Consider the following 15,862-nt stretch of genomic DNA (forward strand, 5'->3'; position numbering starts at 1 on the left):
ATGGGTGACGGCAGTCGAAATTCCAAAGCGGGGTCACGTTCGCGACGGTTGACCGCGATCCTCCTCGCAGGCGTCCTCGCAGGGTGCACTGTTGGTCCGCAGTACAAGCCGGATCAGTTTGCGGTCCCTGCAGGCTTCACCGACGCGCCGCACGCTGCGACGCCAGAGGAAATCGCGCGCACCAATGCAGAAATGCAGGACTGGTGGGCTCAGTTCCATGATGCGGAGCTCAATGCGCTCGTGCGGGCCGCGATCGCGGGTAATTACAATCTGAAGATCGCCGACCAGCGTATCGTCGCCGAGCACCAGATGCGTCAGGAGACAGCGTCTGCCTGGTATCCGCAGGTCGATGCCATGACGGGCGGCGGCGACGACCGCTATTCGGTCAACATCGACAACTGGCCGCTGCGTCCCGGCAATCCGGCCAATCGGCCGGAAGCATCCGTCCTGACTTATGGCGCGCGCGCCTCGTGGGAAATCGACGTGTTCGGGCGCATCCGGCGCGAAGTCGAGGCAAGCGAACGCGCCATCGACGAATCCATCGAAGCGCGCCGTGGCGTTCTGGTCACCATGCTGGCGGATCTCGCCGGCGATTACATGGACATGCGCGCGACGCAGGCGCGTCTCGAGATCGCCCGGCACAACGTCCGGGTCGCACAGGATGCGTTGTCGCTGACGCAGCGCCTGTTCGCCCATGGCGTCGGCAACAACCTGCAGGTCTCGCAGGCGCAGACGGAATACGATTCCGAAATTGCCCGGCTCGAACCGCTTCAGGCTCATTTCGACCGCGATGCCCATGCGATCGCGGTTCTGACCGGGCAGCCGCCGGGCGCGCTGGAAGAAGCCCTTGCCGCGCCGTCGCCGCTTCCGGTGATGCCGCCGTTCCCGCAGACCCTGCCGTCGATCGTGGTGGCTAACCGGCCGGATATTCGCGAGGCCGAGCGCGCCTATGCCGAAGATACGGCGCGCATCGGCGTGGCCGTCGCCCAGCTCTATCCGAATTTCAGTGTGCCGCTGACATTCAATCCGCAGGCGTCGGCCGCCTATCAGGCGTTCCAGCTTGGCGGCATGAGCTGGCAGTTCCTGATGCTCGCATCCATGCCGCTGATCCATGGCGGCCGCCTGACGGCGCAGATCGCCCGCGCCCGGGCGACCGCCGAGGCAAGCCGGCTGCATTATCGCCAGACTGTCCTGCACGGCTTCCAGGAAGTGGAAGACGCTATGAGCGACTGGCAGCATGATACGCAGCTGGTGGCACGTCTCGACCGCGCCTCGGCGGATGCGACCCTGACCAACCAGCGCGCAACCCGTCTGTATGGCGCCGGTCTGACCGACTTCCTCAACGTGCTGTCGAGCGAGCGCACGCTGCTGGACGTGCAGGACCGTCTTGCGCAGGCGCACCAGGCGCAGCTGCGTGATGCCGTCACGCTCTATACTGCGATCGGTGCCGGATGGCAGGGACGCGCCCTGCGCGACACGCATCTGCCGGTCGACCAGAGCCAGCAGAACATTCTGGCCAAGGCGTTCAGCCGATGAGATCCGGTGTCAGGTCCGCCAATCCGGACCTGACACCGCCGTTCGTCATGAGACGCCGTATGCCGTTGCCTGCATGGCCAGAAAAACGATTGACCTTCCGGGTATCCGACCACACTTCTTTTCATGAGGAGTGACAACAACGATGGCGAATGACGGACATCCCGCTGAGGATTTTCTGGCACCCAGACTTGATGACCTGCTGCAGCAGGCAAAGGGCGCGGGCTTCCCGCGCGAGGTTTCGACGGCCGTCCTGCTGGACCTGCTTCAGCGCGACGCGGAGCAAGAGGTGAGTAATCCGGCGTGAGTAGCGATCCTTATGAAACGCTTGGGGTCGCGCGCGGTGCGAGCGATGATGACATCAAACGCGCCTATCGATCCCTTGCCAAGAAATACCATCCCGATCGCAACAAGGGCGATACCCAGGCCGAAGAGCGGTTCAAGGCCGTCGGCGCGGCCTATGGCATCCTTGGTGATAGCGAAAAGCGGGCCCGTTTCGATCGCGGCGAGATCGACGCGAACGGGCAGGAGAGGGCGCCCTTCGGTGCGGGCTTCGGCGGAGGCGGTGCCTATGCCGGCGGCGGCGGACCACGTGGCGGCTTCGGTGGATTCGAGGGCGCCAGCGAGGAAGACCTCGGTGCCTTCTTCTCCGACATGTTCTCCGGTGGTTTCCAGGGCGATTTCCAGCCCGGCGGTGCGGCAGGGCGTCGCACGCCGCGACGCGGCGCGGACCGCTCGTTTCGCCTGACGGTTCCGTTCGTCGACGCCGTGCTCGGCACGACGTCCCGTGTGACCCTGCCGGATGGCGGGACGCTGGACGTCCGGATCCCGCCGGGGATCGAGGAAGGGCAGACGTTGCGTCTGCGCGGCAAGGGATCGCCGGGTCGGAAAGGACCGCAGGGGGAAGGGCCGCCGGGCGACGCCCTGATCGAGGTATCCATTGCGCCCGACGCGCGGTTCACGCGCGATGGCACAACGGTCCGCGCGACGGTTGCCATCGATCTTCGGACGGCCGTGCTGGGCGGCAAGCTGACCGTGCCGACGCCCAAGGGCGATGTCACGATGACGGTCCCGCGTCATTCGGATACCGGCAGGGTGCTGCGTCTGGCCGGACGTGGCGTCAGCGCGCATGGCAGCGCGCCGGCCGGCGATCTGCTGGTGACGCTCGAAATTCACCTGGGCAAGGTCGATCCGAAGCTCGAGGCGTTCCTGGCCGGAGAAACCGAGGCAGCCCAGAAGGCCGGTTGACACCGGGCCCGATCGGACTGATCGGGCGTCCACGGGCAGGGGCGCGGTTGGCGAAGTCCGCCTCCGGTGATACCGGAGGCGATCTTTCCCGATCGTCTGAGAGTTCCTGATGACCGTGCCCCTCGTCCACGCTCGGCCGGATGACGTTGTCGATACGGTTCCACCCGGCGCGTCGCCGGCGCGGCGTCAGGCCTTCGGCGTTGTTCTTGCGATCGAGTTCTGGGAACGCTTCGGCTTCTACGGCATGCAGGCGATCCTGCTGTTGTATCTCGTCCAGCACCTTCACATGGACGAGCACACCGGCAATCTGATGCTCGGCGCCTTCGGTATGGCCGTCTATGTCATGCCGGCGATCGGCGGCATGGTGGGCGACCGCTTTCTGGGCGCACGTCGGGCCGTATCCTGCGGCGCAGCGACGATGGCGATGGGCTATGCAGCGCTTGGCGCGAGCGTTCAGGCGGCGTCTCTCCTCTTTCCGGCCCTGGCGCTGATTGCGGTCGGAAACGGCCTGTTCAAGCCCAATGCCGGCAATCTCGTCCGCGCGATCTTCGATCGTGACGATGCCGGTCTCGATGCCGCCTTCACGTTGTACTACATGGCCGTGAACGTGGGCGCTGCAATTTCCATGCTGCTGACGCCATGGCTGCAGGACCACTATGGTGCGCCAACGGCGTTCTACGCGTGTGCGCTCGGGCTTGCGGTCGGCCTTCTTTACGCGACCATCAGGCGTCGCCTGCTGGACATGGCCACGAATTCGGCAGACCAGCGGCATGTCCCGGCCTCCCGAATGGGCACCATGGCTGCAGGGTTTCTTCTGCTCGTGGTGCTCGTGGCCGTCGTGCTGGCCGTGCCGACGTTATCGGCGGGATGCGTCGTGCTTGCCGCCATCGGACTGACAGGCGGCTGGATCGCTCTGCATCGTGTCGCTCAGGCGACCGAACGGGCAGGGCTGCTTCTGGCTTACATCCTGTCCGTGCAGAGCGCGCTCTACTTCCTGTTCTATCAGCAGATGATGACGTCGCTGACCCTGTTCGCGCTGCATGCCGTCGACGGAACATTCCGGATTGGCGGCCATGTCCTGTTCTCGATGTCGGCGGCCCAGTTCGAATCGTTCAACTCGTTCTGGATCATGGGAGCCAGCCCGATCCTGGCGGCGCTGTATGCCTGGGCGGGACGACAGGGGCGTGATCTGTCGCTTGCCGTGAAGGTCAGCATCGGTTTTGCGCTGGTCGCAGCGGCTTTCGCAGTCTGGTGGCAGGCCGCCCTGCATGCGCCCGATCATGGTGCGGGACGGGTGTCGCCATGGAGCATGGTCGTGGGATACGGGTTCCTGTCGATCGGGGAACTCCTGATCGGTGGCCTCGGGCTGGCGGTGATCGCGCGTTACGTGCCCGAGCGGTTCAGCGGCTTCATGATGGGCGCGCTCTACCTGCTCTGGGGGCTTGCGATGTATGTCGGCAGCATGATGGCCAACGAAGCGGCCAGCAGTCCGGCCTCCCGGTCGGTCGAGACGGCGGCCGCATTCGTGCCGCTGTTCTTTCATCTCTTCGTCATTGCCCTTGTCATCGCAGCCGTGGTCGGTGCCCTGCTGCCAGTCTGCAAGCGCCTTGATCGACTTCACGGAAGTGTGATCGATCACCTGTAAAGGTTTCATTCACGAGGTTGCGAGCTCCATGTCGCGCTGGTAATGGGGCAGCAAGGTTCACAGGCGAACACAAGCCAGGCACGGCCTTGTCGATGTTGCTCTGAAGCTGTCCGGCAGCGCCGCGTGTGTTCATGACAAATCTCGATATTTCCTGAATCTGCTACGGGAGACGCAAGGTTTTTACGCAACAGATATGGCGCCCCGCGCCCTGGATCGTTACGCTGGCGACCACCGCATGTCTTTATGCGTCTCCCCTTTATGCCCAGAGCACGTCGACGCCGTCATCGTCCCAGAACCGTGACCGGCAGTTTCTGGGACAGGCAACGCACGTCACTCCGGGCACACCCGCCAAGGCTGTATCGGCCCCAACCATTCCCGACATGTCCAACGGTGATCCGTATGACCGGATCGGTCCGATGGAGGGCACTCGCATCAGCACGGCAAAACCGCCGCCCGTGCCGGATACTCCGTTCTTTCCGTCCAGTTTCGATGCGTGGCTTCATCAGGGCACGATGACCGGTGACTGGGGCGGATTGCGCACGCGGCTGCAGAACGAAGGCATCGCGATTCAGGGGCATTACCTTGAGGACAGCGCGGGCAATCCGGTCGGCGGCAAGTCCAAGGACGTCCGGTATGCGCATGAGTTTGGCCTCGGCGCGGATATCAACACCGCCAAGCTGCTGGGCACCGATCTCGGTGTCGTCCATGCGCTCATCACGGAACGTGCGGGTCTGGGCCTGGGGGCGACGCTGCCGGCACTCGACAGCCCGCAGGAAATCTTCGGTTCCGGCGAGACCGTGCGTATCACGCGTCTGTCGATCGAAAAGCAGATCACCAAATATGCCGATGTCGAACTCGGTGAGATCAATACCGAAAACGATTTCGGCCAGTCCACGATGCACTGGGGCATGAACCTGTATTGCCAGTTCGAATCGAATGCGATCTGCGGCATGCCGCAGGCACTGGCGATCAATTCGGGCTATGGCTATTACCCGACGGCTCATCCGGGTGCCTATCTCAAGCTGTATCCCGCCGGGAACGACCGGTATCTGGTGTCGGCCGGTATCTATAACGTCGATCCCGCCATTGCGAATACTCACAACGGGTTCCAGCTCGGACTCCATAACTCGACGGGTGTCTACCTGCCATTCCAGCTCGGCTGGCATGGCGGCGGCACGGACTCCTCGGGGACCCTGCCGACCAACCTGAAAATCGGCGGCTACTGGGACACGTCGGAAGTTGCGAACATGTATTCGCACCTTCAGTCGTTCGAGCCTGCTACGGCGCCGCAGCTCGTCAATCTGCCGATCGAACAGATCCGCGGTCGTTACGGTGGGTGGTTCGAAGGAGACCAGATGCTGGAGCGCGATGCGGGCGATCCCAATCGTTCCACGGTCGCCTTCATGTCCATCATCTGGGGTGATCCGCGGACGTCCGAAGCGCCGTACTTCGTCACCGCCGGCATCGTGCGCAAAGGCACGTTCTGGAATCGCCCCCAGGATACGATCAGCCTCGGCGGCAAGATCCTGATCGTGAACCGCCAGTTGACGAACTACGTCGCCGAACTGCAGCAGCAGGGCTTCCGGGGGCTCGTCAAGCCGAGCGACGAAAACATGCTGGAAGCCAATTACGGCTGGCGTCCGTCGCCGTGGCTGACGGTGCGGCCCGGCGCGCAGTATATCTGGCACCCCGGCGGCACCAATCTTTACAAGAATGCCCTGTTGCTGGACTTCGAGTGCGGCATCACGTTCTGATGCCGTTCCATGTCAGGCTTCTTGCCTGACATCCCGCTTCGGAAATTTCCAGCGCTCTTTCATGCCGATTACGGCGCTGGTTTCGGGCACTGTCTCGAACGCTCTGCCGGACGGCTCTCTTGAGAGGCGCTCCCACCTCGTACTCGAAAGCCGTTACGGCAACGCGCGCGGGACAATTCGTCCAGCACGCGGTTGAGGCTTTCGGGTGAGAGCGGGTCTGAAGAGCCGACCTTCCAGACACTCTTCCGCCCGATTCTCAGGTAAACGCGCGTTCAGAGCACCGAAGTGATCTGAACGCCAAGGACAGCAGCGTCATGGAACGTCGTCGTCGCGTCCGGACGCTGGATGTACTGAAAGTCAGGCTGCACGGCCGTCGCGCGGGCCACGTGCATGCTGTAGAACAGCTCATACGTGTTCTCGTGCGACTGGACGCCGTAGACCGTGCCCCACTGGTTCGCGATGTAGGGTTGGCCAAGCGCCTGCGACATTTCCTGCTGCAGTGCCACCGTATGGCTCATGTCGAAGTGCTGCCACATGATGCCCACGGTATCGAGCGGCCGCCCCCACGCCTTGCCCGTCTCGATCATGCCGGCCCATGTGTGATCGCGCATCGCCACGATACGTCCGTCGCTATACATCGCGCCGGCCAGCAGGATGAGACCGTTGGTCTGACCATCGCCGTTGCGGATCAGCATCTGGTCGCCCTGGATCCAAAGGTTGTTCTGTCCGGTGATGTTACGCGCGGGCAGCCCGCTGAGCTGGTAAGAGCCGCCATACATGTCCGAGTACTGGTCCGGATAGCGCGAGTTATCGTAGGAGTAGCCGAGCTTGTAGTGCCCGACGAGCTTGTTGCGTCCAAACGACGGGAGCCAGCCGAGCTCGACCGGGGTCGAAAGCTTGCCAAGGCCCGACTGGGCCCAGGACCAGCCCGAAATGCCACCATTGAAGCTGTGCGGGCTGACGGCGAAGAGCGCACCCATGATGTAGGTGGTCGGCGTCGGCATGACGCGCGCCACCACGCCGAGGTTGCCCGACGGCCAGTCGCGCGTGCCGGGCGTATATTTGTCCGGCGCGGGATTGCCGCAGATCGCAACATTCATGAAGTCGCAGAACAGCGGGGAGGCGGCAAAGAAGCTGCCGGGCGGGATCCAGCCCGCGCTGATGTCGATCCGGTTGTGGTAGAACGCGCTTTCGCCCCACATCGCGACGAGATGCGCCACCACGTTACCGCGCGCGCCATAGATTTCCTGAACGCCCGCGATCTGGTCGCCGAAATTGCGGCTCACATTGTCGCCGTGGCCGTTGACGATGATCGTGTGGGTCCAGAACGACGGAATGCCGGCAAGCTTGTCCCAGTCCACGTCCATCTCGACGCCGACCTGGCCTGCGTCCGAATAGGCACGCTGCTTGCCGCCAGTGACGTTGCCGGCGAATTCCTCGTTCACGGCCGCCAGCAGATGGATGCCATGCTTGAGAAGCCAGGGCTGGATGCCGCCCCAGTCTCCGAACAGATGCTGGCTTCCCATCGGGGCTGCGAAGAACGGGCCCGGATCGACGATCTGGCGCGCGCTCTGTGCGGCGGTCCCTTCCTGCACGTTGCCGGCCGTTTCGGAAGAGCTTGTCGTGCCGGTCGCATTCGTTCCAGGACTGTTGGCGTCCTGGGCATGTGCGGGGTGGCTGGCAAGGCCGAGCAGGAAGACCAAAAGAACGGCCCAGCCTCTTCGAAAAACAGTCATTAGTGGTATCGCATCCCGTTGTAATTCCTTTGTTTTCCTGTGGGCCGGCGTCGCCGCGGGCTGACAGGCGCCTTGTCTTCCGCAGGGCAAAGCGCATCAGGCGTCCGGGTGTTCCATCAGCGTAACATCCACCGCACCGGAACGGCGGGCGATTGACGGACCAGGGGCGGGGTGATCCGATAGGCGTATGAGCGACCCTAACACGCCTGTGCCTTTTCGTCCGGTGCGGATTGCCGTTCTGACGGTATCCGATACGCGGGATCCCTCAACTGACGCATCAGGCGATATCCTGGCGGCACGGATCACGGATGCAGGTCATATCCTGGCTGACCGGACGCTGGTGCCCGATGATATCGGTGCGATCACGGGCATTCTGCAGGGCTGGATCGACGACGCGTCGATCGACGTCGTCATCAGCACGGGCGGCACCGGGGTCACGGGTCGCGACGTGACGCCGGAAGCATTTGCACGCGTGATCGAAAAGGACATTCCGGGCTTCGGCGAGCTGTTCCGCATGCTGTCCTATGCGAAGATAGGCACATCGACGATCCAGTCGCGCGCAATGGCAGGCGTCGCCCGCGGCACCTATCTGTTCGCGCTGCCGGGATCGCGCGGTGCGGTGAAGGACGGTTGGGACGACATCCTGTGCCAACAGCTCGACAGCCGGCACAAGCCCTGCAACTTCGTGGATCTGATGCCGCGCCTGCAGGAGCGGTGACGGCTTGGCACGCGGTGTTGTGCGTGCATGATGGCGGCCGAAACGATTCCAGGGAGCATTCGTCTTGGCACAAGACCATCTGCGCGCACGTCTGCGCACGCTGCTGATCGCCGGCACGGCCGGCCTCATTCCGTCCATGGCGATCATCGCCTCGGCGCCCATGCCGCAGGCCCATGCGGCAGCGTCGAACAATTCGTCGTTTCGACTGAGCTCGTTCACCGTCAACGGCAACCAGCAGGTTCCGACGGACGCCATCACGTCGGCGCTTCCCTACCATGTCGGTGATGTTCTGACGCGCAATCAGATCAACGCGGGCCTGCAGAAGGTCGTCGACGTCTACCAGCAGAAGAACGTCGGTGCGAATTTCAAGACGCGGATGAAGTTCCTGAACAAGACCGTCGCCGTCGAGCTCGACATCACGGAGCAGGCGCCCGGCGCGCCGGGCGCCACACAGGTGCAGGCGCTTCTGCTCGACAAGCTGGTGTTCGATGGCAACCGCAAGCCGTCAGCAGCGGATCTGACGACGGCCTCCGGTCTGACGGTCGGCCAGACCCTGACCAGCGAACAGGTCAACGCCGCGACCCAGAAGATCTCTGACTATTACAAGAAGATCGGGATCAGCGCCCAGATCCAGCCGTCTGCCGATTATCCGAACAAGGACAATCACGTCGTGCTGACCTACAAGATCACCGAACAGCATTGATGTTCAGGGGCGCGTGCCGATGGTGGCGCGCCCCAACTTTCCTGCGGTGTCAGGCGAGCTGATCGCGTGACAGCGGCTGGGGCGTCAGGGTGCCCGGAAGATAGAGCGGGTGTTCCGGGCGGCCGCTGCGGCTCAGGCGCAGGACGTGCAGTTCGACGCCTGCGTCGAACAGGGTCCGGGCGACCTCTGTGCCACGCGCCCTGAGCGTCTTGTGGTGTGGAGCACCGTAAGCCAGCACGACGAGCGCCGATGCTCTCGCCATGTCGAGCAGCGCGCGGTCGTTGCCGGGCCCGATCGGGTCTTCGACCTCTAACAGTCGTTTCTGGTCGGTGCAGCGATAGGCGAAGGTGTTGCCGACGAACATCGCGCCGTAACCCCACGCACGAGCGTAGCGCTGGCATTTGGCCACTGTCCTGTCATCACCGTATTCGGTCGCGACCGAAGGATTCATCATCAGCCACATGACGGCGGGCTTCGTCTCGTCCCAGACCCGGTGCAACGTGTAGCGGTAACAGTCGCCCGGGCCGTCATAGGTCGCGTGGCTGACGACGTCGTCACTCAGGCGCAGGGCACGCGACGCACCGACATGGTGCGGCGCAAACATGTCGGACTGGGTCATCGGACGTTCAGGGCGCGGATTTAAGCGCCTTCACGGCTGCAAGCGTCTTCGCGACATGCTCGTCCGGCGACATCGCCGCATAGCTGAAAGCGACCTTGCCGGAGGGCGCGATCACGTAGGACACGCGCGTCGCCATGTTCATGATGGGCATCTTGGCGTCATAGGAGCGCGTAATTTTGCCATCCGGGTCGGCGGCGACAGCGAACTTGCTGCGGCAATCGCTGACCGAGAACTTGTCGAGTTTGGCAATGCCATCCATCGACACACCGACCACCGTTGCACCCAGGGCCTGGTATTGCGGCATAGCCTCCGCAAAATCATGCGCTTCGATAGTGCAGCCGCGCGTGAAGGCGGCCGGGTAAAAATAGAGAACGACCGGCCCCTGCTTGAGCGCGTCAGCGAGCGAAAACTGGAATTCTTTGCCGCCGAGACTGGCGGGCGCGTTGAATGACGGTGCACTTGTGCCCTGCGGCAGGGCGGCGTGCGCCAGGGGCGCGGCCCCGGCCAGCAGTGCGAGCGCCATGACCGGGCGGGCACGGAAGAAACGTCGGTCGGTCATGGCTATCTCCGCCAGAATGTCAGGCGTTGTCAGGTAGGCGATACGACAACGCAGGGACTGTTATGGCCCAGCCGGCGGCAGGCGGCGACCGCATCGTCATGCGAAAGACCTGTCAGGCGGGCACGATAGAGTTGTGCCCGGCCGGTCCGGACAGGCGCGACCTGTGAATGGGCTGCAGCCAGGGCGAGCGATGCATGTGCATGGCCTGCGGCCTGCGTAGCCTGCGCTGCCGAATTGAAGGCGCCGACCTGGATCGACCATTGCCCCGGATGCGACAGCGCCGTGTTGGTGCGCAGAAGCGGGGAAGACTCGGCCATCGCCGGCGTCACGAGGTGGAAACCGTAATGGGCGGGATGGGACAGCGTCGCCATGGCGGGCTGGGCTGCAATCGGAGCCGCCGCCGGAATTGGCTGCGCAGAAGCGCGTGCCCCTGAAACCCAGGCCGGACGCACGGGTTCGGCCTGCGGCGCGGGGGAAGCCTGCGCGTCATCCGAGGAATCGGACGCATCGGCAACCTGCGTCGGGGCTGGCGACGATGTGCCGCGCGCGGCCCAGGCCGCGGCCACGGCGTTATGCTCGGGCGCCGGGGCAGGGGAAACCGGCTGCCATGACTTGGCATAGCCGGGTGTGGCGACCGGCACGTCAGGCGCTTCGGCGACCTGCACGGGCTGGCCCTGATCGTCATTGTTCACGCGCTGATGAGCCCAGGCCGCGCGAATGTTGCGCGTCGCATCGGTCGTCTGGGCCGATGCATACATGATCGCGTGCGTGTCGTGCTGGGCTACCATCAGGTCGGCCGCTGAACGATTGGACGGCCAGATGCCCACGATCTGGGGTCCGATCGCCGCGACATAGCGACGGGTCTCCCGAGGAAGCGCGCGGTTCTGGCGAAGATAACGATCAAGCATGCCGGGGCCGTCATTGTAGGCAGCGAGGAAGCCCGGAGAGCCATAGATGTCATACATCTGACGGATGTATGCGGTGCCTGCGAGAATGTTGTCGCGCGGATCGAAGGCGTCTTCGCCGAGGCCATACTGGGCCCGCATGTCGTCATAGGTCGGCGGCATCAGCTGCATCAGGCCCATCGCGCCCGGCACCGAGGTTACGAACGATCCGTCCGATGCGAACAGTCGGCCGCCCGATTCGCGATCCATGACCGCACGGATCCATGCGTCCGGCACATCGAAGCGCTTGGACGCTTCCTCGATATACGGACCCCACGGGTCATCGGCGGGACCCGGCGGCGCGTAATATGATTTCGCATGGGAGCGATAGGTTGCGGCTTCCTGCGTCACGGGAACGGCCGTGGGTGTCGGAACGCCCGACGCACAGGCGGCAAGCCCGGCGAGAGCCCCGATGCCGGCCAGTCCCCGCAGACGCATCAACAGCCGCGCACGGACCCTGCGGGCTTCGGGTGACATACGCGTCGCAGAGCGTGAGCAGGGCATTTCGGCTTCTACCTGACGGATGAACGCACCTGGGATCCGGTGCGCGTTTTGGACTCGATGTTCAACCTGATCGACAAATACGGCAGAACTTTGGGAACGGCGCACGCAACGGACCCGTCAGTGAAGACCATTCCCGTCCGGACGCAGTTCCTGTTTGAAACGTACACGAACAAATTCCTCCAAATCGTTAATGACGCATCAGATTTTTGGCAAGCCCGTCTCGATCGCGAGACGGCATGACGCAAGGCCGCCATTGCAGCCCGAAAGACGATCGGGTAGGCGAGCGCGATGACTGTCCCTGCCCCAGGTCAAGCGCCCCAGCGTCGGGAGGCGGGTGTCGCACCGCCTGGCCCGTCCGGCGCCACGCCCGCAGCACGTGTGCCGGGCCTGCGCAGCATGGCTCGCGCCATGGCGGACCTTCGCGGGGCGCTCGGTCTCTGGCGATTCGCCTGTGCGCTCGGTTGGCTCGATGTCCGGCTGCGCTATCGCGGCTCGGCGCTCGGACCGCTCTGGATCACGCTGTCATCGGCGATCATGGTGGCATCCATGGGGCTGATCTACGGCCGGCTGTTCCATCAAGACCTTGCGCGATATCTGCCGTTTCTCGCGCTGTCGCTGACACTCTGGCAGGTCGGCCTGTCCGGCATCCTTCAGGATGCGTGCACCTGCTTCACGGATGCCGAGGGCGCGATCCGGTCGATGCGCACGCCGTATGCCGTGCAGGCGCTGCGTGTCATCGTGCGCAATGCGATCGTGTTCGCGCACAATATCGTCGTGCCCTTCGCGGTCTTCGCGATCTTTCATGCGTGGCCGGGGGTGGTGGCGCTGGCAAGCGTGCCGGGTGTCGTGGTCTGGCTGCTCGACGGCTTTGCGGCCTGCCTCCTGCTGGGGGCGATCTGCGCCCGCTTCCGGGATGTGCCGCCGATCGTGGGATCGGTCCTGCAGATCGCCTTCTACGTGACGCCGATCATCTGGCGCCCGGAGCAGTTGGGCCACGGGGCATCGTGGCTCATGCTGAACCCGTTCTACCCGCTCCTCGAGATCGTTCGCGCGCCATTGCTGGGTGCAATGCCCGGTGCCGTGGTCTGGGGCGAGGCGCTTGCATTGAGTTGCGTGTTCTGTGCGGTCTCTCTCGTGGCTTTCGCGCGTGTGCGGGCGCGCCTGTCATTCTGGGTGTGACGCCGATGACCACCCACATCACCCTGCGGGATTATTCCCTGGCGTTCCCGGTCTTCAAGGGCAGCGCGCGCTCCCTGAAGAAGACGATCGTGCGTCAGGCGCGCTCGTCGCTTGCGCCGGTGCGCGAGGCGTCGGTTGGCGGCGTCCTGCATGGCGCGGCAGGCGGAGGCGACACGGTCGTGGTGCAGGCGATCGACCGTCTGTCGCTCGATATCGGGGCCGGCGAACGCGTGGGCCTTGTCGGGCACAACGGGGCCGGGAAGTCGACCATGCTCCGGGCTCTTGCGGGCATTTACGAGTCCGCGGACGGTCTGCTCCAGGTCCAGGGTCATGTTCATGCCCTGCTGGACCCGCAATCCGGCATGAATCCCGAGCTGTCCGGCCGAGAGAATGTCCGGCTGTTTGCCTGCCGCCTTCAATATGACCGCGCACGGACAACGGCGCTTGAACGCGATGTCGAGGCGTTCGCGGAACTGGGCGCGTTTTTCGACCTGCCGGTTCGGCTCTACTCGTCGGGCATGACGGTCAGGATCGGGTTCGCGCTGGCAACCGCGCCGCGGCCCGAGATCCTTCTGATGGACGAATGGTTCCTGGCAGGCGATCAGCATTTTCAGGACAAGGCGCGTGCCCGTCTGGAGGATCTGATCGACAGCGCCGACATCCTGGTGCTGACGTCCCATTCCCTGCCGATCCTGCGGCGGTGGTGTACGCGCGTCATCTGGATGGAAGCGGGCCGAATCCGGTTCGATGGGCCGCCCGGCGACGTGCTGGACGCCTATGAGGCCAGTCAGAACATTCGGGCTGTCGACTTCTCGCCCTGAAGCACGGGGGTGCTGCGGGGCGAGACGGACCGTCAGCCCCGCGCGCCGAGCATTCCCGGACGCGACATGATCCGCCACAGCAGGTGGGTCACCGCCATCAGTGCCGGTCCGACGAACAGGCCGATCAGGCCCCATGTTTCAAGCCCTCCCAGGATGCCCAGCAGCACCCAGACAAACGGCAGCTTGGTCGAACCGCCGATTAGGACCGGGCGGACGAAATGATCGGCCAGAAACAGCACGACCATGCCAAAGACACCGACCGCGATCGCGGCGCCTACCGTTCCCTTGGCGAGGAGAAGCAGCACGGCGATGGCGACGGCAACCGAGCCGAGCATCGGAATCATGGATGCGATCGCCGTGAGGATGCCCAGCAGCAGGGGCTGGGGCGCACCTGCGATCACGTAGGAGATCGTGATCAGCACGCCTTCACCAAGGCCGACGAGAACGAGCCCCGCCATCGACCCGCGCACCGATCCGACGATCTGGCGCATGACGCTCTCGCCGCGCGCCCCGAACAGGCGATGGCTGGCGATCAGGCAGTGATCGGTCAGATGACGGCCGCTGCGGAGCAGGAAGAACAGGATCAGGAGCGAGAAGACGAACAGGACGGTGCCGTTCGCCATCTCATGTCCGATCCGCCGCGCCATCCCCAGCGTGCGGTCCGCGCCGACCTTGTGCAGCATGTTGTGCTCGCCCTGCGGGTCGGCGAGATTCTGCTGCCACCAGTGCGAAACCTGCGCACTGCCGTAAGGGAGCTTGCCGACCCAGGCCGGTTCGGGTGTTCCGTTGGCCTGGGCATTGTCCACCCATGCATGGGCGGCCTCGGCCTCGTTGGCGACTTCGACACCGATCGCGCCGATCGGGATCAGGAAGATCAGCAGGATTGCGAACACGATGCCGAGCGGTGCCACCGTATCGGCGTGGCGTCGAGGCAGGCGGGCCTTGATCCAGCTCTGGATCGGCCAGCAGACGGTAGCCAGGATCGCGCCCCAGACCACGGCCTCGCGAAACCGGCCGAGGGTGAAGATGGTCAGCGCAATGAAAGCAAGCGCCATGACGAGCTGGGCGCGGAGCTGGAAACCGGGGCCGAAATGATGGGGGCGGGATTCGTGGTCAGGGGCAGGCGTTAGGTCGGTCATTCCGTCTCCCGGGTCTTCGTGTCCGGCAGCAACGCCGCAGGACATGCTTTTGTTCAGATCGGCCTGATCGCGCGAACGTGTACGACATACGGTTTCGAACTGCGACCGCGCATGGTGTTTGTCCCAGGACAACATGAATGCGAAGGAGGGGTGCAATGCGCCGACGCGACTTCAATGCCATGGTGGGAGCCCTCGGTCTCCGCCTGGCCGAGAATGGTCACGCCGTCGCGGCAGACGGGTCCGGCGACGGCCGTGTCGAGAGTTTTCTCCTGCCGCAGCATGAGTGGGTTCCGAACAATCCTCATCTGCCGGTAATCCTGTATCGCGCGGCCATGCCCACGGGCGGCGACGATCCGGCGGCGGCGCATGAGGCGTTATTCACCCGCAACGGCTGGCCGCCGCAATGGCGCAACGGCGTGTATCCGTTTCATCATTATCATACTGAAGGGCATGAGGTGCTCGGGTTTGCGGCGGGGTCGGCGAAACTGATGCTGGGCGGCCCGGGCGGCCGGGAGGTGGTAGTACAGGGTGGCGATATCGTGTTGCTGCCAGCCGGCACCGGCCACATGAATCTGGGTTCCGACGATGCGTTCTCGGTCGTGGGCGCCTATCCGCCGGGCCAGAGCTTCGACATCGTGCGCGATGCTCCCGACGCGGCCCAGCGTGCGCGGCTGCTCTCGCTGCCTTTTCCCGATAGCGATCCGGTGGCGGGTCGCCCCGGACCGGTGACGCGACTGTGGCACTCCACCTGAACAAAAGG

The 15,862-nt window shown here is 64.3% G+C and carries 15 protein-coding genes; 10 read left to right on the forward strand and 5 right to left on the reverse strand.

Annotation, left to right across the window (positions count from 1 at the left end; translation table 11 throughout):
* From B8446_RS00950 to B8446_RS00965, 5 genes are all read left to right on the forward strand, one after another.
* Entirely contained in the window at positions 1 to 1,536 is a 1,536-nt protein-coding gene (locus tag B8446_RS00950; RefSeq protein WP_048846263.1) for an efflux transporter outer membrane subunit, read from the forward strand.
* 142 nt (positions 1,537 to 1,678) lie between these two features.
* On the forward strand, positions 1,679 to 1,840 hold the full coding sequence (locus tag B8446_RS16385; RefSeq protein ID WP_199484020.1) for a hypothetical protein: 162 nt from the start codon (positions 1,679 to 1,681) through the stop codon (positions 1,838 to 1,840).
* Complete coding sequence (locus B8446_RS00955; protein ID WP_048846265.1) at positions 1,837 to 2,781, forward strand: DnaJ C-terminal domain-containing protein; 945 nt, start codon at positions 1,837 to 1,839, stop codon at positions 2,779 to 2,781. Before B8446_RS16385 ends, B8446_RS00955 begins: the two co-directional genes overlap by 4 nt.
* A gap of 109 nt (positions 2,782 to 2,890) precedes the next feature.
* Entirely contained in the window at positions 2,891 to 4,426 is a 1,536-nt protein-coding gene (locus B8446_RS00960) for a peptide MFS transporter (RefSeq protein ID WP_048846266.1), read from the forward strand.
* A gap of 416 nt (positions 4,427 to 4,842) precedes the next feature.
* Positions 4,843 to 6,180 carry a carbohydrate porin gene (locus tag B8446_RS00965; protein ID WP_241767568.1) on the forward strand — a complete coding sequence of 446 codons (1,338 nt, stop codon included), beginning with the start codon at positions 4,843 to 4,845 and terminating at the stop codon, positions 6,178 to 6,180.
* A gap of 272 nt (positions 6,181 to 6,452) precedes the next feature.
* Here the strand turns inward: B8446_RS00965 and B8446_RS00970 are convergent, their stop codons facing one another.
* Positions 6,453 to 7,916: a carbohydrate porin gene (locus tag B8446_RS00970; protein ID WP_084711948.1), complete on the reverse strand. Its 1,464-nt coding sequence runs from the start codon at positions 7,914 to 7,916 to the stop codon at positions 6,453 to 6,455.
* A gap of 187 nt (positions 7,917 to 8,103) precedes the next feature.
* On the opposite strand from B8446_RS00970, the gene moaB reads away from it, so the two are divergent.
* Together moaB and B8446_RS00980 are read left to right on the forward strand one after the other, a co-directional pair.
* Positions 8,104 to 8,634, forward strand: a complete 531-nt coding sequence (gene moaB / locus B8446_RS00975) for a molybdenum cofactor biosynthesis protein B (RefSeq protein WP_048846269.1) — start codon at positions 8,104 to 8,106, stop codon at positions 8,632 to 8,634.
* 64 nt (positions 8,635 to 8,698) lie between these two features.
* Entirely contained in the window at positions 8,699 to 9,337 is a 639-nt protein-coding gene (locus B8446_RS00980) for a POTRA domain-containing protein (protein ID WP_048846270.1), read from the forward strand.
* Between the two features lie 49 nt (positions 9,338 to 9,386).
* On the opposite strand, the gene B8446_RS00985 is transcribed toward B8446_RS00980, so the two are convergent.
* From B8446_RS00985 to B8446_RS00995, 3 genes are all read right to left on the reverse strand, one after another.
* Positions 9,387 to 9,956: a DUF1643 domain-containing protein gene (locus tag B8446_RS00985; protein WP_048846271.1), complete on the reverse strand. Its 570-nt coding sequence runs from the start codon at positions 9,954 to 9,956 to the stop codon at positions 9,387 to 9,389.
* 7 nt (positions 9,957 to 9,963) lie between these two features.
* A complete protein-coding gene (locus B8446_RS00990) occupies positions 9,964 to 10,479 on the reverse strand; it encodes a peroxiredoxin (RefSeq protein ID WP_048846382.1) in 516 nt (171 codons plus the stop codon).
* 65 nt (positions 10,480 to 10,544) lie between these two features.
* Positions 10,545 to 11,936 carry a lytic transglycosylase domain-containing protein gene (locus B8446_RS00995; protein ID WP_048846274.1) on the reverse strand — a complete coding sequence of 464 codons (1,392 nt, stop codon included), beginning with the start codon at positions 11,934 to 11,936 and terminating at the stop codon, positions 10,545 to 10,547.
* 315 nt (positions 11,937 to 12,251) lie between these two features.
* Between B8446_RS00995 and B8446_RS01005 the strand changes: the two genes are divergently transcribed.
* Complete coding sequence (locus B8446_RS01005) at positions 12,252 to 13,142, forward strand: ABC transporter permease (protein WP_241767569.1); 891 nt, start codon at positions 12,252 to 12,254, stop codon at positions 13,140 to 13,142.
* A 5-nt stretch (positions 13,143 to 13,147) separates the two neighbouring features.
* On the forward strand, positions 13,148 to 13,963 hold the full coding sequence (locus B8446_RS01010; protein WP_048846281.1) for an ABC transporter ATP-binding protein: 816 nt from the start codon (positions 13,148 to 13,150) through the stop codon (positions 13,961 to 13,963).
* A gap of 32 nt (positions 13,964 to 13,995) precedes the next feature.
* On the opposite strand, the gene B8446_RS01015 is transcribed toward B8446_RS01010, so the two are convergent.
* A complete protein-coding gene (locus B8446_RS01015; protein ID WP_241767570.1) occupies positions 13,996 to 15,102 on the reverse strand; it encodes an AI-2E family transporter in 1,107 nt (368 codons plus the stop codon).
* A gap of 155 nt (positions 15,103 to 15,257) precedes the next feature.
* On the opposite strand from B8446_RS01015, the gene B8446_RS01020 reads away from it, so the two are divergent.
* Positions 15,258 to 15,854 carry a cupin gene (locus tag B8446_RS01020; protein ID WP_048846283.1) on the forward strand — a complete coding sequence of 199 codons (597 nt, stop codon included), beginning with the start codon at positions 15,258 to 15,260 and terminating at the stop codon, positions 15,852 to 15,854.
* Positions 15,855 to 15,862 lie beyond the last annotated feature (8 nt).

It is taken from the genome of Tanticharoenia sakaeratensis NBRC 103193 (assembly GCF_000963885.1).
In the GTDB taxonomy this organism is placed as follows: Bacteria; Pseudomonadota; Alphaproteobacteria; order Acetobacterales; family Acetobacteraceae; genus Tanticharoenia; species Tanticharoenia sakaeratensis.